Genomic DNA, 17,794 nt, shown 5'->3' on the forward strand with positions numbered 1-17,794 from the left:
ATTATGAACAAAAATTTTTTTAATTTCAATAAGTTTACCTGCTTACATAATAAAAAAGCCCCACTCAATCAAGAGTGAGGCTCGTGTCAAAAATCGCTCATAGAAGAACGATGTCAGGTTTTTACCCTGACATTATTAAATACGCAAAACTGCTTATTTGTTTTTTAATTTTGCAATTATTTTTTATTTTACACGTAATCTTTGGCCAGCGTAGATTAAATTAGCGTTCTTCAAAGAATTCAACTTAACAATATTAGCTGAACTTGTCTTATATGCAGATGCAATTCCGCTTACCGTTTCACCGGGCTTAACAGTATGATATACAACAGCCGTCTTGTTGATTACAGCTTGTACACCATTGTAGTAAGAACCAAGTAGCTTTTTACGTGTGTCACCTTTTCCATAGACATCTTTCTTAGTTTCATTAGCTAGAATTGTATTAGTTAATGAAATAGAACCAGTCTTGAGCTTGTGGTTAACAATAGCCTGAACACCCGTGTAGAACTTGCCAAGTGCTTTTGTACGAGCTGGCCCAGTGCCAACTTTTTTATTGAGAACATCATTTGCCATCTGTTCTAAGCTCTTACCGGCTGTACTATAAGCTGGTGTACTTGGCGTTGACGGTTTACTAGGCTCGGTGGCTTTCTTGTCACCGGCTGCAATCTTTTTCCAACCAGCCGCATCTAGATAAAAGATTGAACGATCAAGCGCACCACCGCCACTCGTATATTGCCAGCCAGTCAACGACTTCCAAGGTGCAGTTGAATAAGTAAAGTTTGGCGCCGTCCAGTTTTGTCGATCATCAGGATAAGCTGCTAACCACAAACCACTGATTGGCACCAGCTTAGCATTTTGCTTTGCGCCATCCATACCTGTATACAACAAGCACCAAACACCGCTCAATTCGTGAATTCGATTAACGAATTTGAGACCCCAACTAACATTTGACCATGCTGCGTTAGTGTATTCCTCCCAATCCAAAGCTGGAATTGCCTCTCCAAAATAGTTTTTACTATTATTATAGAAAAAATCTGCTTCTTTAATCGGATCACCACCGCGTGCATAATGATAAATGCCTAACAGCTTGCCACGCTTTTTAGCTGCTTGATATTGCGCATCTGCTAACGGATTTACATAACCCGTGCCCTCGGTCGTCTTAATGATAACGCCCTCGGCGTCGGTATTTTGAACAACTGAAACGTCCTGGTGACTTGATACATCAATTACTTTTTTTGACATTATTTTGCCTCCGCATTCTTTTTAGGTGTCTTATATTCAAGTGCTTGCGTACTATCGCCGATACCGTCAACGGTTGGATCGTTCAAAACGCCAGCGATTGATAAGACAGCAAACGCTGCATTGACGATATCTAGTAGTTGTTTATTGATTTTTTCGATTTGAAAATCGTAACCGAATGGGACAGCAATCACTTGTATCAATAGCAACGATGCTGGAATGATCGCTGCCCAAAACGATTTGTTTTTGATTCGTACTTTCCAATTAATTTTCATGATGGCTACTCCGTGTTAATCCTGCGTGATTGTATAGTGTTCCAATTTCTGTGTCATGCTGTGTCAGAGCATTTTCATGTTTATCTAAGCGCTCATCAAAGTCTTTACGCTCACGTTCTGCTTGAGCGGTTAAATTGTCGATTGATTGAGACAGTCTAGTCATTTGCTCACTCAAGGGAGCTGAAATTGAATCCTTAAAGTTGTGCAACAATCGTGAAGCACCACCATAAACAGTTCCCACAACCGCCACAATCGCAGCAAGGGACTCCCAGTTAATACCGTGCATTTACTCACTTCCTAAGCAGCGTACTCCTCGCCTGTAATTTCTTGATACTGTTCAGCAGTAATCCGACTGCATTTAACTGCGTCAGCTACCATTTCTTTAGTCCATAATTTCATATCATAAAAACTCTTAATCGTGTTGTAGTCTGGAAACATTATGCTTCTCCTCCTTGTTGAATCATCATTAATTGATATGCCATTTGCGCATTCTGCGTTTGCAAAGCCGTAACGTCTTGTGTAGTTGTCATTTGTTGATAACTTAATGCAGCTAAAGCTTTGTCAGTGTCGCTCGGTTCCGGATCGTTTGGCGTCTCCACTGGTGGCACATAATCAGCGTCAATGACTAGATGATTGTTGATTAACTTAGTGTGATTGACAACTAACGCATCAATCTCATCTTGATTAATGTCGTAGATAGTAAAACCGTCAGTTGTCGTTTCGCCCACTTGACGTGTGTCGGGATTGGCCCATCCGCTGGCCGTTACCGTGTTGTCTGCTGCTAATTTCAATTTAATTAAACTCATTATTAATATCACTCCTATTCTGTTGTTGGAAAATCATCGTTTGTTGGATAGCTTACTGTAAATGAAAGGTAACTATTAGCTGATACCGCCTTTGATGATTTTAAAATATTACGTTCGATTACAAGCAACACATTACTCGTGTCAGTAAGCATAGATACTGTACGTATTGAGAAATCAGGAGCAGAGAATCCAGCTGGCAATGTCAGGATCGCTTCATTAGCAGCCATGTCTTTAGATAGCTGAAAAGAGCCGGTAACTGTAACATTATTAATACTTCGTGCAATATCGATTGATCCTGCTTTGATTAATGGATTTTCGTTAGAACCATAGTGTTTTGTTAAAAATTGATTGCCAATTTGAATTATTGACTCATTTAATATTGCAAAATTTTCATTAATATCGTCTTGTGCGTTTTCTTGACTACGCTCTAAAATTTTTAATTCCATTTATTTCACCCCTAATAATCTAATCCGTAATGCTCTTGTACCCTCTGCAACCAAATAACTATATGGTTCAGTCTCAGTAATTACAGGGTCCATCATCTTCCAAATTAACGGAACTTTGACATAAACCTCATTCTTACTTGGATAGCCAATCGTTGCAGGTATTGTTTCTGGAACATCGCCTAGCCAATTCGATTCGCCTAAAGCAGTCACACCGAAACCGTTCTGCCAACCAGTTACAATGATCTGTGGATACGGAATTGGCGTATTGGTAATCGTCCAAGTTTGCTGATCAGCTTTTAAAAGATTGATTTGATTTTGTAAATTAACTGCCTGATTACTAGTCAGCTGGTCAGTAATCGAATTCAAGAATGCTTGCCAATCCGCTTGCTGATTATTTAACTGTGCTGTACCTTTATCGATGATCATTTGCATATCAGTTTCGAATTTACCTTTTTCATCTTCGGTATACTGATTCATTTCATCAATAATTTTTTGTAATAGCGCTTGATATTGATCTTCAAGACCAGAAACAGAAACTTTTGAAAAAGGTGTTGAATACCCACAAACATTTTCATCGGCGCGCTTATCAGTAATTAAGTCGGCTGTAATATTCGATGCATTGCGTTTGATTTCAATAGTTGCAAGTTGTAATTCCACAATATCCGTCGTTCGAATAACTTGAGTATTACCTTGCTTAACCATAAGAGTCATAGTTCTCAAACCTTTATCCATTCTCAAAACAACGCTGTCTGTCCGATCTTGTGAGGAACTGGCAACATTAATGTTAAGCGGTAACGAAGTACTGTTAAAATAGCTACGCCCCTCAATATTTGCTGCACCAGACGATACTTGTACTTGCATGCCGCCAGTCGAACTTGTAGTTACTTTGAGCCCGTTGGCAGTAGTCATTGAAACACCATCAGTAAACAAATTGCTATAAAAGCGTGCAAAATCACTGTCATCATACATACGATCACCATCAATTGATAACCATGGATAACTCCATTCCATTCAATCAGCTCCTTCCCAATACGTCATAAATCGTTGGACTTTCCTTGCCAAAAACCGGCTCGATATACAGTCCCTTTTCGTCGTATGTCTTTTTAATTGTCGTAATTGTGGATTGTTTTTTTAAATTATATAGCTCTGAGCGAACTGTAACTGTATCTCCAAGGTTATAGTCTTCACCAAGTTTAAATAGTTTTGAACTGACTGGAACTTCACCGGTTAATGTCAATATGCGCTTACGTTCTGCTAATTTAGAATTACCGCGATTAACTAAAGCCGCATTGTATTCCGCATCAGTTAATGTAATATCATTTGACGTTTTTTGTAGATCACGTGCATCGACATACAATTCTTTACGATTCAAACCTGCTTGATTGTCCCCAACAACAACTTTTTTGCGAGCATTGTCTTCACCTTCACCAAGTACGATTGCTGTTGTTGATTCGTCATAATTGTTATTCTGATAACCGGCTTTTGTTAGATTCTCATAATCATCAGAGAACTCAACCACATCCGAAACATCTTTGCCTTTAAAAATTGTCAATGTGTTACCTGGACTACCCAGGCTCGTTGCTCTCTCGCCAATTCCAAAATCATATGACGTACATAGTGTTGTTAATTCCTCAGAAACTGTGCCATAACTATTTTGATATTGAATCGTATCAGTACCCAGGTTTGGTGATCCTGATAATTTCAAGTATTCGATCTTACGTTTAGTGTCAGACGGATTAACAACTTCGTTATTTAAATGGTCCCAAACAATCTGCTCGGGTCTAGCAGAACGATTGTAATTTCGCATGATAATACGATCAGCGGTTTTACCCAATAGCGAATTGCCCGTAACCTTAAGCTGTGCAGTAGCCTGATCATCAACAATTGCGTTATCTATATAGAAATACATACCCTCCATATAAATAACAGTATCCGGAATAAACATACGGATATGCTCGTTAATCAAACCTACATGTAATTCAAATGTCGAATACGTGTAATAGTTAAGACTGATTTGCAAGCTCTTGAAGCCGTCAAATACTTTTTCTGACATGAACTTCCATTGATCTGTTTTATCTTGAGTAAAAATCTCTAATTCCACTAAATACCACCTACTAACGGTTGGAAGTCCAATTGAACAATCACATTACCAATACCTGATGAAGCTTTAACTTGAAAATAGTTATTACCTTTCTCTAATTGCAAGAATGTAGAGTTAGGGTCTCGCAAAGGCATAGCATTACTATCTACGCCACTTGGAGTTGTCATAATCGCTTCTTTTTTACCTCGTGTAGTAACTAATTTAAACCGTGTTCCAGCAGGGTAAGCTCCTTTGAAGCGGAAGAATTGTTGAGTTAATACGTTATAGATTTCAGGGTCACTTGCTTCGGCTCCTAAAGTAATATAAAAAGTACCTCCTACTGCAACATCTCCATTATTTTCAACTGGTACAATTTCACCACTCTTCAACGTAGCAAATTCATAATTAGCAACTATTTCAAGTGGAAAATGATGTTTCTTCGTCGCTACCGCTAACGGTATTAACGAGTTGTAAACACTCATATCTTGCCAATAGGGGTCTAAAGCCAGGAAAGTAGCGGTAAACGTCTCAGTGATATTTTTAATTGGATCATCCATTTCTGGTGCCTTAACGACCAACACATCTATTGAATATTCATTGTTAAAAGCTCGATAAGTTAAAGTACCGGCTACTTTAGGATTAAGCACTCCAATAAGCTCTTTACGCAGCATATCTAAATCCTGTGGACTTATTCCAACAGCTTCACCTTTAATTGTTAAATCACGCGTATCGAGTTGTTCAGAAACCAGAATAGCGCCATCAAGTCCATATTGTTTTTCAGTAGTAATCGTATTCTCTACCGATCCAAAACCTTGTTTAGATATAACAACAAAAGGTGGTCGGGCACTGAACGAAACCTGTACACCATCAGCATTGGTATAGATAATTTCGTACACTATTCCCACCTCCTACTTCTTTCTTAAAGCCGCCAAATCCTGCAATTGTAACTTAGTTTGCCTTGCAATCTCCCGTGGTGTTAATGGGTGCGGTGATGTAATATACTGCGTTACATTAATGTCACCGTCATCTTGCCCCATCACTTCCATAACAGCTTGTCGGACATAGTCAAGCAACGTATCAATTGGTGCAACTGCTTCTGCACCAGCTTCACCAACACCATGTAATTGACCACCACCCGATGATAACAATGTAGGCTCATCAAAAATACCACCGTCAGCATGCCAACTAATTCCTAAACTTGGAATTTTACCTTTTAACAAATCTCCAATCTTCCAGCCTGCTGGACTAATTGAAAAACTTGGTACAGGAATATGCGGCCAAGAAATACTGAAATTAAAGAAGCCTTTAATTGTATCGATAATGCGTCGAATAATATTCTTTGCAGAATTCATTGGCCCTTCAATTGCAGATTTAACACCATTAAATACTCGCGATACTATTCCTGTTATCCCACTCCAAACATTTGAAATTGTATTCTTGACACCATTAACTACATTAGAAATAGTTGATTTAATAGCATTCCAAACGCTTGAGGTAACACTTCTAATGCCGTTAAAGATGCTTGAAACTAAACCCCTCACACCATTAAAAACATTAGAAACAGTATTCTTAATTCCATTTACAATGTTCGAAATTGTACTCTTAATTCCGTTCCAAACCGTTGATGCTATATTACGAATACCGTTAAAAATAGTTGAAATAGTATTTTTAGTCGCATTAAAGATATTTATAATGGTATTTTTAATACCATTAACCACATTTAAAAGAAAAGCCTTAATGGCATTCCAAATTGTTGATGCAACAATGCTGATACCATTAAAAATATTTGAAATTCCATTTTTTAAACTATTAAATAGATTAACAGCAGTACTAACAACCGATATTATTAACGACACAATTCCTGTTACAATAGCATTCCAGATAATAACAGCAACATCCTTGATACCTTGCCATAAATTAGTAAAGAATTGTCCTAATGCAGTAAACGTCTGGACCGCCAGTGTTTTTAAATTGCTCCAGGCATTACTTAAAAATTGCGTAAAGTTCTGCCAAATTTGCTGACCTAGCTTTGTTTGGGTAAAGAAATAAGTTAGCCCAGCCACTAATCCAACTATCGCTAAAATTATTAACGAAATTGGATTGGCATTTAAAACAATATTAAATGCTGTTTGAACCGCCGTTGCGATGGTTGTTATAGCATTCCACGCTGCTAAGAATCCAACAATTGCACCAATACCAACAGCAATCGGCATGAAGATATCCTTGTATTTCACAATGAAATCAAAAGCAGATTTAAGGCCATCTAGTGCCTGAGAAATTGCATCGACTGAACTATCAAACATTGTTTTAGCATTTTGACCAAACATTTCGCCGATTGTTTTGCTTAGGTTATTGACTAACGATCCAATCATCGATGGGATTCTAGGGACTAATGTTTGAACAGCTTTTGAAATTCCCTCGAACAATTTTGGCGCCAATTCCATCGCAGCCTTACCAGCCACACCAGCAAATTTCATTCCAGATTGAATAACAGAATCAATATTACCGGCACCAGACATAAAGTTGCTTAACGCACCTTTTGCGGTCTGAAATGATCCAGATAACGTGTCATTCTCTTTAGCATAATTACCAGCATACTTTGCTGTTTTCTCCATGAACATTTGAGTGGCAAGTCCGACTTTCTCTTGTGTCGTCATGTCGGCTGTAGATTTCTTAATGCCTTTAGACAATGCATAGTTACCAATTGTTGTGTCATTCATGGCGACACCAAGGTTATCCATCATTTCGAAGTTACCCTTGGCCATGCCACTAACTGCTTCCATAGCATCATCGGCATTAATACCCATGATTGATGCAACATCGGCAGCCCGTTGCATAGAGTCGCTTGTCATGGTCATACTCTCTTTAACAGAGAAACCAGCACCTTGATATAAGGATCCCATCTTATTAGCATTCGCTAAAAAATCTGACTGAGATAATCCCATATTCTTGAATGCATTAACACCAGTTTTTTGCATTTGTTGAGCATACTTACCAAATACGGCAGTACTACCGCCCATATTTTGTTCAAGCTCACCGCCCATGTTCATACTTTTTACAAGCAGAGCACCAGCACTTGCCATTGCAGCAGTTCCACCAACCACTATAGCTTTAGCACCCGTTTTTACGCCGTTTGCTAGCGAGCTATTAATTTTTCCGCCCAACGAATTAAACTGTTTGCTAACGCCACTAAAATCTATTTTCTTTCCTAGGCCCGAAAAAGTATTGCCGACACTTGTCGACATTTTCTTAAAAAAGTTCGTTAGTTTGTTTCCGGTTCCTTGACCTTTTTTCTCAGTTTCATCTAAAGCCTTATTAGCTTCTTTGTTATCGACACCGATAGTCCCGAATAACTTAAAAATTTCTCCCATTAGTCCACCTCACTTTCAGGCTTTAGCTTATTGGGTTTAACAAATTGAGTAGCAAAATCGAACATTTTTTGCTCTTGCTCTTTAGTAATTGGTTCTTTTTCCTTATTTCGAATACTCTTAAGACCTTGTGCCTTACGGAAATCTTTAAATGATTGTTGCATAGTAGTATGAAGCCACTGGTTATACAGACGCTCATCTCGCTCGGTTTCCAGTAAATATAAAATAAAATCCATTGAGTTACTAAGAAGATATGTCTTTAGCAACGCCAATGGATTTCCGTAACGTTTAAATAGTGTATCTTTTAAGAGATATTCGCCGTCCTCTAGGTCTATAGTAAGGACGCGATAGATTCGAAAAAATCTTTTAACTCTGGTTTTTTGAAGAAACTGATAAGCAATGTTGTATAGTCTTTCAATCCCAAAGATTGGATATCAGCTAGTGTTAAGCCCGTCAAATCAGCTAATAATTCGTTAACTTCGTATTTAATAGCCTTAAGATTGACTAAAACTTTCTGTAGCATACTCGCAGCCATTTCCATACCGCGTTTTTCTACTTCTTTTTCTGACAGATCAATTTTTGCCTGCTCAACCTTAGTTGGCTTTTTGGATTGATGATCCATTGGTACAACATTAGTTGCCTCCACATTACGCTCAAACATCTTGACGAATTCGTCTTTAATATCAAGTTTGCCGACAATTGCTAGTAAACTAAATAAGTCATCACCACGTAACTCACGCATCTCAATTGCCATTACTCTTCACCGCCATTTTCAATTGTGCCATCCGTATTTGGATAATAAATACGCCATGGAAATTCATCTTTAACTAGTTGTTCATATGAAGCGTTAGCCGTAATTTCTTGTTCAACTACAGCTTCTTTGTTGTCTTCTGTCTTGAGATCCATTGGACTCTTAACCAAACCATTATCCAAGGCAAAGATAATTGGCTTCTGTGTACCACGATGAACACCAACAACTGCAATCGACTTAATATAGTCTTCATTGGTTAAATAACGTTTAGCACGAATAACTTTATATCCTGTTGGTGCCTCATCCGCGGTTGCGTCAGTCATTGTTGCATTTAACGAGCGACGTAAGTTCTCTGCGGTCAATTCTAGTAGACTCGCTTTAACAGTCGCAGTGGCTGATTCCATTACATTTAATCCTTGAACATCCATAATATAAGTACCATCGGCCTCAATTTTGCGATAACCAAGTTCAATGTTTACTTCGACACCACCTTGAGTTGAGCCAAGTGGTGTACCTGTAAATTCTTTTGCTTCAGTATCATATTTAAAATCTGTAAAAATTGTTGCCGCATCAATAACATAGTTTTCTGCGGACTTAGCTGTATATCCTGTCTTAGGCAATACCATATTTTTTATTCCTCCAATCTACGGCTACATAGAACCGTACATTCCTGCGTTTTAACTGTTCATCATTGGTAGGTACTTTATTAGATCCTTGAAAACTAAATACTAATGAAAGACTACTCGTTAAATCTCTACGAGATATCAAGGCATCTTTAAATTTGTCTTCTAGTAGTGCTACACGAGCAGATGTGTCATGCCAATCAAAGATGTCTATGTCGAGATAGAAACCATCTTGATTACGTCTAATAGCTTCACTGTCGAAATTATACGTTGCATATGGGTAAGCGATTTTTTTAGATGTGTTCATTTCAAAAAAGGTTTGATCGTGTACGGATTGCAATATCTTCGCTAGCTCTTTTAACAACTCCTCCACGATTATGCCCCCTTAAACGTTGTTCCTAGTTCTCGACTAAGAATTTCTTTAACTTGTTGCTTATTTTGTCTAAAGGCTTTACGCATAAACGATTGTGGCTTTTGACCCCAAGTGAAATGCCAATCACCACCAGCGTCTTGATACGCCCATCCCCCTTTGCGACCTGAACCATTTTCAGCAAATTCCCCAGTACCAAACTCAACATAAATCGCATATTGCTCTGGTGATCCAACAATCCCAACTACTTTTCCATTCATGCTCTTCAACTGATAATCGATATTGTTTCGAAGTTGTCCGGTATTCACTGAAACATTAGATTTAGCAGTAGATTTGATAATCTCAAGTACCATAGTCATTGCACGTTCAACTGCCGCATCCATTTGCGCCAGTACTTTGCTTTTATTGCTAACAAACTTAAAACTGCTATCACTCATCAAGATCACCACCAAACTTAAGGTAAATTTCGTTGTGATGATGAACACCGACTGGATCATCTGAATAAGTGACTTCATAAACACGGTTTTCTGAGTCAATAATTCGCATTTTATCTGTTATACCTGGTGTATATTCAGGAACTATCAAAATATGTGTTGAGTCTTCCACGCGTGCATTTTGAAGTGTGTTTTCATTCGTTCCGGTCAATAGATCCAAATAACCATTAATCTTTTTAACAGGTTTCCACGTATCTATTAGCCCACCCATTCCATCACTTTCTTGGGTGACTTCTTGCAGTTCAAATGGCTGTGGTTTAAACATCAACCCCACCTCATTTTTTTATACTTTTTTAGAAAACTAAACTTTGCTGCGGGAAAGCCTTCGATATTATCGGTAGCATTAATATCATAATAGGTAACTGACATTCGTGCGATTGTTTCTGACTTAATTCCTAACTTGCTACCCATTTTGTGTTTGTATTCAACTAAGCCTTTGACCCCGTATTTTATGTCATTTGGATATTGAATTTTTGTTATGAACGCACCAAAAAAGGAACCTTCAAAAAAAGGTTCCTCATTAGTGACAGTCAATGTCGTATCTTCAATTGAGCTAATTACTGCTAATCCATCATTGTAAGTTGAATCGCTGACCTGAATCGTATCACCTATACGAAGTCCGAGCGGATAATCATAGAGTGTGATTTCTTGTGGGCCAGTGAATTTAATCTTACGAAAACGAATTAGAGTATTTTGAAAATTGTTATTGGTTAGATTCCTGACTATAGTTTCGTAAGCATCCAAATCACCTTGCGTCACTTTATCATCAATCTCTTTAGCTTCATCTAGTGTGATAATCATTAGACCACACTCCTAACTAACCCTCTGCTGGTGGTGTTGGAACGGTTAATTTACCCTTAGCAATAGCTTTCTTATTCTTATCAGGTACATAAGAACCATACTTAATTAATGACTGTAATGCAGTACCAAAGAAGCCAGGATGTTCTGTTAAAGCACGATATTCGTTGAAACCAGCAAAGACTTTACCAATACCATCAGCAACGAAGTAGGCATTTTCACTAGCTTTAAAACGAGCATCTGGTGTTTCTTCCAAGAAGAAGCCTTTGAACTTATACAACACGTTATCACCAATGTTTACTTGTGCACTCTTATCCGCTTTAGCTAAATCACTATCAACTAAGAAGTTATAAACATCAGATGTTACGTACGCGCGTTTAACAATGTCAGAGCTAACTTCATTATTAGTGAAGTACTTAGAAGCATCGTTGAACATCTTTGTTACACCAGCTTCTGTGAGCTCACCAGTAAAAGTACTACCTGCGCTTGCTGAAATACGTGCACCAGCCGTTGCATCAATTAATAATGCGATTGCAGCACTTTGTTTTTCCATTCGCTCAGCAACGACTGTGTCTAAATCATCATTGACGGTCGTAATATCAACACCTTCGTTAACTGACTTAGTCGCTTCATAAGAAACTGGCAAGTCAGTAGAAATAATTTCAGTCATTTCACCTAAACGACCAGCGTCAATTTTCTTAGTCTTGTCATAGTCGTTAATAATAACGTCCATATCTGACACTTTGACGCTAAAGGCTGTATCACTGTTAGAAATACCATCCAACACCTCTAATGTACCGAATGATTTTAAGAAGTGTGATTTAGCTGCAAATAATACTGGTAATAGTTCCTTGAATTGTTGTGAATAAATTTTTACTGCCATGATTTAATTCCTCCTATTTATCGTATTTCGCTATAATATCAGCGAAAGGATCAGCGTCATGTTGCTGACCGCTCTCAAGCTTATTGTCAACAGTCTGATAACCATTGCCCGGATTATCTTCCTGCTTTGTATCTTCCTTGCCAGCAAAGTAATCGGGAATGCTCGATTTTAATTCTTTAATCTTGTTGTCCAGGTCTTTTACCTTGCCGTCTTTATCAATTTCTAACTTACCCAATTTGAAAGTGGCATAATCAATATCTTTAGCACCAACAGCTTGTAACGCGGCCGACACTTGACCATTAATCTTCAAATCAGTATTTTCTTTTTCCAACGCTTCAGCCTTATCTTTTAGATCAGCTAATTCTTGTTGAATATCCGGATTATCCTTAGTCTTATCTTCAAGAGATTTCAAAGTCTTGTTTGCATCAGATAACTGAGTTGAAAGATTATTGTACTGATCCTTTGGCACAGCATTCTTCGGGAATTCTTTATCAATTTCCGTATTGGCCGCATCCACGTCAATCGTGCCATCTTCCTTAGTGTGCTTAGCTAGAATTGCTTTAATCCATTCCATTTTTCTTCCTCCATACCTTTTATAGCGGTCGGTTCCGCTTAGAGTGTCTGAATATACCGTCAGCTCGGTAATGGTGGGTTTAACGTCATCACCAGGACACAAAAATAGACCACATAATAAATGTGATCTAATACACTTGAACCATTTTATTAATATTTTCAACAGGAATGGCCATCCATTCACCGTCGTTTATGATAGCTTCAATAAACTTTGGCGGCGTGTCAGACATCAAGCGATTAATATCCTTGATATTTAACAAGGCTTCAATGGTGACAAATTCCCCATCACCGCCCTTATCACCAGTCCAGTACGTTAGCTTACAGCGTTTCAATTAACCACTTCCTATTTTTGAATACAAAAATAGCACCCAATCATTTGATCAAGTGCTAATCCCAGATATTTGAATTTAATAACTCTAGCGCTTGTTCACCATCTTTAGTAAGATCATAATTTTTGTCAAAGGACTTTAAGATGTGGAAATCCTCAATGGCCTCATAAACATTATCGACTTCATCGTCTGAATAGTTTCGTTCTTCGACAATAATGTTTAGTTTATCTTTCAAAAAAAGACGATCATTTTTTGATAACAGTTTATAAAGTTCCATCAGCACTCCCCCTCCTTATTTTTCTTCGACGTTTACTTGTAGTTGGATAGACTGTAATAATACGGCCATTATCAGGATTTATTGCAATTGTTGCGTAATCACCGATATATTTTTTACTTGGCCTTCCTTGACTATCATATTTAATACTATCAACTTTTATAGGATATTTAACTGTCCTAATAATGCTTTTAATATCGACACTACGTTCACTTTTTCTATCATACAAATGAGCGGACAGTTCATTGATTGTTATTCCATCAGGCGTCTTTAACCCAATTATAGCATCAGCTGCTTGATTTTTCTTGTTATCAAGCCATTCATTATAGTTTTTACGCTTAATAATAGTACCAGTCTCATTATCCATTCTTGTTTCAGGAGCAATACCATTAACAATATTAACAGTTGTACAACGACAACGAACATCTTCACTCGCTACACCAAACATTCGCGGTTGTTTGGCTGAATGACCATTAATCTTAAATTCCGCATCAATATCGACTGTTTGACCATCTAAATCACGATGATCATTACGTGTTTTGCCATCTAACGTTGCTAACCAGCGCTTTTGCATATCAATACCAAGTGATCTTGCGTGTTCGGAACTACTCTGCTGCGCAATTGACGAGGTACGTCCACCCTCAGTGACTACAATTCGCATGGCGTTTTTATAACTCGCTTCTGTCTCATTACTTACACGCTTAGCAATTTCAGCGTAGCTTTTACCCTCAAATAAACCCTGTATGATGTTATTAGTCACGTTTTTGGCTAATTCATTACGTCGCTCGTAAAGGCGCTTAGAAAGTCGTTTACCAGCCACTGGAGCATTGACCAAATTCATCACATAATCATGGTTGATCAAAGGTATCTGAATGGTAATATCTTGCGATTGTTCCAACGAATACCACACTCCATAATAGCCTTGTTCTGCTTGTCCGGCTGAGTAGTCTTTAATCGTATTCTCAATTGAATCAGAACTAGTGGATAATATCGCATCAATCTCATCAGCGACATGAAAAAGCCTTTCGACTTCTAAGCGACTAGAAAACGAAAGGTTAGGATAGTTTTGAGTAAATATATATAGCTTCTTCTTGATATCGATCAGAATTTGACGATAAGTATTAAACAACTCACTATCAGTCTTTTTGTACTGTTTCTGGGTCAACTTCTCCAGTTCCTGTTGCCACTTGTCCAACTGTTGCATCGTTAATCACCTCACGATCAGTTCCACTGGCTAATCCTTGAGTATAGGGTTCTTCTTCGAGTTCATCTTTAATCTCATCAAAGTCTAAATCGAATTGCTCGCAGATAAGCCGTAAAATTTCATCATCAGGTAATTGCGGTGCGGCTTCTAGAATAGTAGCAATCATAACCTGTTTAGTTTCAGCAGCAGTTTTCTTATTAGCCGCAATATCTGTTTCGTTAACCATTAATTCACGGGTAAATTCAAAGCTCACATCTGCTGGATCATATGCAGTATTCTTGCGTCGATTAATATCAGCGACAACCATCTGATTAATCCACTTGAGTAAGGCACGAATACGGACTTCTGTCTTGTTAACTTTCATGTTCAATAAACTGTATCGACTTTTAATAACCACATTTGTGATATTGCCATCCCCAATTTGTGTACTATCAAACGCCATACCAAACTTATAGATATTGGCCTTATCAATTTCCATCTTCGTCTTACGACCTTCCACAGGAATATTGACGGTTTGAATTTCAACACCACCATCTGCATCAACACCGACTGTTTTCTTAGCACGAATATTCTGACGTAACTTGGATAAGTCATCACCGTCGTATCCTTTAACAACATAAATTGCTTCGGTAAAATCTTGTAAGTTATTAGACAGAAAAGCATTCATGATATCGTAATCATCAATCAACGCCTTAATCGGTTTTAGATCATTCGTTTCTTTAGCATTATTTTTATAACGATAAAAAGGAATCACACCATAATCACGCCTCAATAAACTACCATCATCTCTAACTGCAACAACGTGTGGCCGTGGGTTGAGCGTAATATCAGTGTTAAGCTGATAGTTCTTAGTACCTTCAGCTTTAAAGAACCACACTTGCTTATCATCCCAAACTTCGGCAAGATGAATGATCAGCTTCCTACCATTCTTGACAATATCCTTATCAATGTTACGGACAATACGCTTTAATTGGTTGGTATCATCGTAAACAGGGAATACTGTTAATGAATCAGCAATCTGAAACGTTAATCGATCTTCAGCAGTTGTGCGTGCAAAAATATATTCATAACCTTTTTGTGAAGCACTAGTGACAGTGTCCTGTAAGAATACTTGAAAGTCTTCATCGTAATATGTTTCTAATTCTTGTTTTAAGCTATCATCTTCGCAGTCAAACGTTAATGGATTGCTCAATAATACCTGAGTCTTTTGATCAACAATTTCAGGAAAGAAGCCGTGCGGTATCTTCGTATTAGATGCGTATTTATCTTCACGCAATTCGTTATCATCATCAATATAAAAGATACGATTCTTCAAAATATCATTTTCGTGGTCGTAGTAACGCATCCCTTCCCGAGCTGTTTTTTTAGTCGGTGAATTCTTATCTAACCTAATTGCTTGCTTTAAACTTGATGCAATTGTATTTGGATCATCACTTAATAACGGATTTAGCATTGTCTCACCTCTAAATTAACCATCTTGTTTTACCATTCATTGTTTCAGCAATACCCGTCGTGGCATCAGGTGCATCATCATGCTTATTTTTACCTTCTCGTTGATACTTAGTCATAGCATCATAATAATCTGGCCATCGCGTCCGCCAATCAGATGGAAATAAGATATTTTGTTCTATCCAAGCGCTGTTGGAATAGATACGCGCTACCTTGTTAGCCGACTGAAAGAAGTCCTCAATAGCAGTTGCTGACTTACCACGCACACGATCTCTTATCGCCCGGGCAAATGACCGTCCACCATTGTTGCGTTCAATACGGGCTTTATTAACCTGATAATTAATTAACTGATTGGCCACAGCTTGTTCGGTATATTCCATCGAGTCTTGCGTATAAATCACATCAAGCACTTCGCAGATGCCGTCTTTGCGTTCTCCCCAAACAATTGAGCAAAGGTAATCAGCACCGGTATCAGCGGTATCGCAATATGACCATATCTTCTTGTAATCAGATCGTTCATCGTACGTTTGTAACTCATGGTAAAGTCGGCCTTTAATATCAATCGGCTCTTGCTGATAGTTAGCAGCGGCGATGTCAGCTCCCATTGTTTTCATCTTACGGAAATACTCATCTTTAGTTAAGATATCGTCACAAAGCATAGTGTCTGTTTCTTCATCGTAAGCTTTCATATTGACGTGTTTAACACGATACCCAGTTGCTGGTAGTTCACGAATGGCACGACCAGCCAAGTCATTGCTATGCCAACGAGTCATGATAATAATGATCTTGCCACCAGTCTCAAGCCGTGAAAGCATCGTGTTAACGAACCAATCCCAATGTTTCTCAAGTACCATTGCATTATTAGCTTCTTCAGCGTTCTTGATTAAGTCATCAATCATGATAATATCAGCACCAAAACCAGTTGCTGTACCTGTCGGCGATGTGGCCAAGTAGTTGTTATATCCTTTGGTCAGGCTCCATAAGTTCATAGCGCCATCGCCTTGTTTAATACCAACACCTGGAAAAACATCACTAAAAACAATCCGTTTCTCATCGGCTTTAATCTCTTGAATAGCATTACGAACACCCTTAGAAAAGGTTGTTGATAAAGTTTCATTGTACGAACCAGTCATAATTTTCTTAGTCTGATCATTTCCTAATACCCATTCAACAAATTTACCACCAGTTCGTGATTTGCCATGTCGTGGTGGCTCATTAATAACTAGCACATCATGCTGATCATCAGATAGAAAGTTCTGCAATTCATCACACAACATCATCAAAAACGACCGCTCAGGCTTATAAAAGTCCGACGCGGTCGTTTGACAATAGTCCCAAAAGAAACGACGTGACAATTCCAATTTTGCTCCCTGTGCAATTCTATTCATGATCTGCTGCCAGCTTTCGAAGCTCTTCGGTTGTTAAGTCAGCATATGGATTAGTAACCTCAACGCTACCTGACATTTCAGTTTTTGTGACGTACAGATTATCCATCTTGTTTAAAACATCGATTGCCTTAATTGAATCGGCTTCTTTATCAGCATCACGGGCGATGTTTGACAAAGTTACCATACGCTCTTTTCGAGTAAGGATTGCGGCATCTTGAGCCTCTTCAAGTAGCTCATTGTACCTTTCCAAAACCTTACCATTCTTATTTAAAATCGATGCCTTACTATCAACAGTTGTATCTTTCCATCTTTTTGATGCAGGATACGCCTCCCGATAAGCTTTGCGTTGACTCATGCCCGTAATAAGGCACTGAACAAACTTCTCGTAGCGGTAGTTCTTTAAAACAGGCACAGTCTTCACATTCCTTTCTATACACAAAAATTTAT

Annotated in this window: 25 protein-coding genes; all 25 read right to left on the reverse strand. The window is 38.2% G+C overall.

The window, feature by feature from the left end; translation table 11 throughout:
* Positions 1–183 precede the first annotated feature (183 nt).
* Positions 184–1,239 carry a GH25 family lysozyme gene (locus FC84_RS03960; RefSeq protein ID WP_057755773.1) on the reverse strand — a complete coding sequence of 352 codons (1,056 nt, stop codon included), beginning with the start codon at positions 1,237–1,239 and terminating at the stop codon, positions 184–186.
* Positions 1,239–1,511, reverse strand: coding sequence for a phage holin (locus FC84_RS03965; protein WP_057755776.1), 273 nt, complete (start codon positions 1,509–1,511; stop codon positions 1,239–1,241). Before FC84_RS03965 ends, FC84_RS03960 begins: the two co-directional genes overlap by 1 nt.
* Positions 1,501–1,797, reverse strand: a complete 297-nt coding sequence (locus tag FC84_RS03970) for a hypothetical protein (protein WP_057755779.1) — start codon at positions 1,795–1,797, stop codon at positions 1,501–1,503. Before FC84_RS03970 ends, FC84_RS03965 begins: the two co-directional genes overlap by 11 nt.
* Positions 1,798–1,808: 11 nt before the next feature.
* Positions 1,809–1,949 (reverse strand): XkdX family protein, encoded by a 141-nt coding sequence (locus tag FC84_RS08865; protein WP_083479521.1) that lies wholly within the window; start codon positions 1,947–1,949, stop codon positions 1,809–1,811.
* The gene (locus FC84_RS03975) at positions 1,949–2,317 is read right to left on the reverse strand and encodes a hypothetical protein (RefSeq protein ID WP_057755781.1); all 369 of its coding nucleotides are present in this window, start codon (positions 2,315–2,317) and stop codon (positions 1,949–1,951) included. Before FC84_RS03975 ends, FC84_RS08865 begins: the two co-directional genes overlap by 1 nt.
* 14 nt (positions 2,318–2,331) lie before the next feature.
* A complete protein-coding gene (locus FC84_RS03980) occupies positions 2,332–2,763 on the reverse strand; it encodes a hypothetical protein (protein ID WP_057755782.1) in 432 nt (143 codons plus the stop codon).
* Entirely contained in the window at positions 2,764–3,774 is a 1,011-nt protein-coding gene (locus FC84_RS03985; protein WP_057755784.1) for a hypothetical protein, read from the reverse strand.
* A gap of 4 nt (positions 3,775–3,778) precedes the next feature.
* On the reverse strand, positions 3,779–4,864 hold the full coding sequence (locus tag FC84_RS03990) for a siphovirus ReqiPepy6 Gp37-like family protein (protein ID WP_057755786.1): 1,086 nt from the start codon (positions 4,862–4,864) through the stop codon (positions 3,779–3,781).
* Positions 4,864–5,739 carry a distal tail protein Dit gene (locus tag FC84_RS03995; protein WP_057755788.1) on the reverse strand — a complete coding sequence of 292 codons (876 nt, stop codon included), beginning with the start codon at positions 5,737–5,739 and terminating at the stop codon, positions 4,864–4,866. The genes FC84_RS03990 and FC84_RS03995 overlap by 1 nt, the downstream gene beginning before the upstream one ends.
* 12 nt (positions 5,740–5,751) lie before the next feature.
* Positions 5,752–8,214 carry a phage tail protein gene (locus FC84_RS04000; RefSeq protein ID WP_057755790.1) on the reverse strand — a complete coding sequence of 821 codons (2,463 nt, stop codon included), beginning with the start codon at positions 8,212–8,214 and terminating at the stop codon, positions 5,752–5,754.
* Positions 8,214–8,447, reverse strand: a complete 234-nt coding sequence (locus tag FC84_RS04005; RefSeq protein ID WP_057756085.1) for a hypothetical protein — start codon at positions 8,445–8,447, stop codon at positions 8,214–8,216. The genes FC84_RS04000 and FC84_RS04005 overlap by 1 nt, the downstream gene beginning before the upstream one ends.
* Positions 8,448–8,542: 95 nt before the next feature.
* Positions 8,543–8,965 (reverse strand): hypothetical protein, encoded by a 423-nt coding sequence (locus tag FC84_RS04010; RefSeq protein ID WP_057755792.1) that lies wholly within the window; start codon positions 8,963–8,965, stop codon positions 8,543–8,545.
* Positions 8,965–9,588: a hypothetical protein gene (locus FC84_RS04015; protein ID WP_057755795.1), complete on the reverse strand. Its 624-nt coding sequence runs from the start codon at positions 9,586–9,588 to the stop codon at positions 8,965–8,967. Before FC84_RS04015 ends, FC84_RS04010 begins: the two co-directional genes overlap by 1 nt.
* On the reverse strand, positions 9,575–9,958 hold the full coding sequence (locus FC84_RS04020; RefSeq protein ID WP_057755796.1) for a hypothetical protein: 384 nt from the start codon (positions 9,956–9,958) through the stop codon (positions 9,575–9,577). The genes FC84_RS04015 and FC84_RS04020 overlap by 14 nt, the downstream gene beginning before the upstream one ends.
* A 2-nt stretch (positions 9,959–9,960) precedes the next feature.
* Positions 9,961–10,392 carry an HK97-gp10 family putative phage morphogenesis protein gene (locus FC84_RS04025; protein WP_057755798.1) on the reverse strand — a complete coding sequence of 144 codons (432 nt, stop codon included), beginning with the start codon at positions 10,390–10,392 and terminating at the stop codon, positions 9,961–9,963.
* Entirely contained in the window at positions 10,385–10,714 is a 330-nt protein-coding gene (locus FC84_RS04030; protein ID WP_057755800.1) for a phage head closure protein, read from the reverse strand. Before FC84_RS04030 ends, FC84_RS04025 begins: the two co-directional genes overlap by 8 nt.
* Positions 10,714–11,250, reverse strand: coding sequence for a hypothetical protein (locus FC84_RS04035; protein WP_057755801.1), 537 nt, complete (start codon positions 11,248–11,250; stop codon positions 10,714–10,716). Before FC84_RS04035 ends, FC84_RS04030 begins: the two co-directional genes overlap by 1 nt.
* Before the next feature lie 16 nt (positions 11,251–11,266).
* Positions 11,267–12,130 (reverse strand): hypothetical protein, encoded by an 864-nt coding sequence (locus FC84_RS04040; RefSeq protein ID WP_057755804.1) that lies wholly within the window; start codon positions 12,128–12,130, stop codon positions 11,267–11,269.
* A 13-nt stretch (positions 12,131–12,143) separates the two neighbouring features.
* Positions 12,144–12,704, reverse strand: coding sequence for a phage scaffolding protein (locus tag FC84_RS04045; RefSeq protein ID WP_057755806.1), 561 nt, complete (start codon positions 12,702–12,704; stop codon positions 12,144–12,146).
* A gap of 127 nt (positions 12,705–12,831) precedes the next feature.
* On the reverse strand, positions 12,832–13,035 hold the full coding sequence (locus tag FC84_RS04050; protein WP_057755808.1) for a hypothetical protein: 204 nt from the start codon (positions 13,033–13,035) through the stop codon (positions 12,832–12,834).
* A gap of 55 nt (positions 13,036–13,090) precedes the next feature.
* Positions 13,091–13,309, reverse strand: a complete 219-nt coding sequence (locus FC84_RS04055; protein ID WP_057755809.1) for a hypothetical protein — start codon at positions 13,307–13,309, stop codon at positions 13,091–13,093.
* On the reverse strand, positions 13,296–14,510 hold the full coding sequence (locus FC84_RS04060) for a phage head morphogenesis protein (RefSeq protein ID WP_057755811.1): 1,215 nt from the start codon (positions 14,508–14,510) through the stop codon (positions 13,296–13,298). The genes FC84_RS04055 and FC84_RS04060 overlap by 14 nt, the downstream gene beginning before the upstream one ends.
* Positions 14,443–15,963, reverse strand: coding sequence for a phage portal protein (locus FC84_RS04065; protein ID WP_057755813.1), 1,521 nt, complete (start codon positions 15,961–15,963; stop codon positions 14,443–14,445). Before FC84_RS04065 ends, FC84_RS04060 begins: the two co-directional genes overlap by 68 nt.
* Before the next feature lie 10 nt (positions 15,964–15,973).
* Complete coding sequence (terL, locus tag FC84_RS04070) at positions 15,974–17,347, reverse strand: phage terminase large subunit (RefSeq protein ID WP_057755816.1); 1,374 nt, start codon at positions 17,345–17,347, stop codon at positions 15,974–15,976.
* Entirely contained in the window at positions 17,340–17,759 is a 420-nt protein-coding gene (locus FC84_RS04075; RefSeq protein ID WP_057756090.1) for a terminase small subunit, read from the reverse strand. The genes terL and FC84_RS04075 overlap by 8 nt, the downstream gene beginning before the upstream one ends.
* Positions 17,760–17,794: the final 35 nt, after the last annotated feature.

This window comes from Lapidilactobacillus dextrinicus DSM 20335 (assembly GCF_001436095.1).
Classification (GTDB): domain Bacteria; phylum Bacillota; class Bacilli; order Lactobacillales; family Lactobacillaceae; genus Lapidilactobacillus; species Lapidilactobacillus dextrinicus.

Excerpts from the sequence above, each read along its gene's own strand:
- FC84_RS03965 (WP_057755776.1), bottom strand. The coding sequence starts at position 1,511 with ATGAAAATTAATTGGAAAGTACGAATCAAAAACAAATCGTTTTGGGCA.
- FC84_RS04045 (WP_057755806.1), bottom strand. The coding sequence starts at position 12,704 with ATGGAATGGATTAAAGCAATTCTAGCTAAGCACACTAAGGAAGATGGC.
- FC84_RS04010 (WP_057755792.1), bottom strand. The coding sequence starts at position 8,965 with ATGGCAATTGAGATGCGTGAGTTACGTGGTGATGACTTATTTAGTTTA.
- FC84_RS04040 (WP_057755804.1), bottom strand. The coding sequence starts at position 12,130 with ATGGCAGTAAAAATTTATTCACAACAATTCAAGGAACTATTACCAGTA.
- FC84_RS04015 (WP_057755795.1), bottom strand. The coding sequence starts at position 9,588 with ATGGTATTGCCTAAGACAGGATATACAGCTAAGTCCGCAGAAAACTAT.
- FC84_RS04060 (WP_057755811.1), bottom strand. The coding sequence starts at position 14,510 with ATGCAACAGTTGGACAAGTGGCAACAGGAACTGGAGAAGTTGACCCAG.
- FC84_RS04025 (WP_057755798.1), bottom strand. The coding sequence starts at position 10,392 with ATGAGTGATAGCAGTTTTAAGTTTGTTAGCAATAAAAGCAAAGTACTG.
- FC84_RS03960 (WP_057755773.1), bottom strand. The coding sequence starts at position 1,239 with ATGTCAAAAAAAGTAATTGATGTATCAAGTCACCAGGACGTTTCAGTT.
- FC84_RS03985 (WP_057755784.1), bottom strand. The coding sequence starts at position 3,774 with ATGGAATGGAGTTATCCATGGTTATCAATTGATGGTGATCGTATGTAT.
- FC84_RS04065 (WP_057755813.1), bottom strand. The coding sequence starts at position 15,963 with ATGCTAAATCCGTTATTAAGTGATGATCCAAATACAATTGCATCAAGT.
- FC84_RS03970 (WP_057755779.1), bottom strand. The coding sequence starts at position 1,797 with ATGCACGGTATTAACTGGGAGTCCCTTGCTGCGATTGTGGCGGTTGTG.
- FC84_RS03980 (WP_057755782.1), bottom strand. The coding sequence starts at position 2,763 with ATGGAATTAAAAATTTTAGAGCGTAGTCAAGAAAACGCACAAGACGAT.
- FC84_RS04005 (WP_057756085.1), bottom strand. The coding sequence starts at position 8,447 with ATGGATTTTATTTTATATTTACTGGAAACCGAGCGAGATGAGCGTCTG.
- FC84_RS04030 (WP_057755800.1), bottom strand. The coding sequence starts at position 10,714 with ATGTTTAAACCACAGCCATTTGAACTGCAAGAAGTCACCCAAGAAAGT.
- terL (WP_057755816.1), bottom strand. The coding sequence starts at position 17,347 with ATGAATAGAATTGCACAGGGAGCAAAATTGGAATTGTCACGTCGTTTC.
- FC84_RS04000 (WP_057755790.1), bottom strand. The coding sequence starts at position 8,214 with ATGGGAGAAATTTTTAAGTTATTCGGGACTATCGGTGTCGATAACAAA.
- FC84_RS04035 (WP_057755801.1), bottom strand. The coding sequence starts at position 11,250 with ATGATTATCACACTAGATGAAGCTAAAGAGATTGATGATAAAGTGACG.
- FC84_RS03975 (WP_057755781.1), bottom strand. The coding sequence starts at position 2,317 with ATGAGTTTAATTAAATTGAAATTAGCAGCAGACAACACGGTAACGGCC.
- FC84_RS04055 (WP_057755809.1), bottom strand. The coding sequence starts at position 13,309 with ATGGAACTTTATAAACTGTTATCAAAAAATGATCGTCTTTTTTTGAAA.
- FC84_RS08865 (WP_083479521.1), bottom strand. The coding sequence starts at position 1,949 with ATGTTTCCAGACTACAACACGATTAAGAGTTTTTATGATATGAAATTA.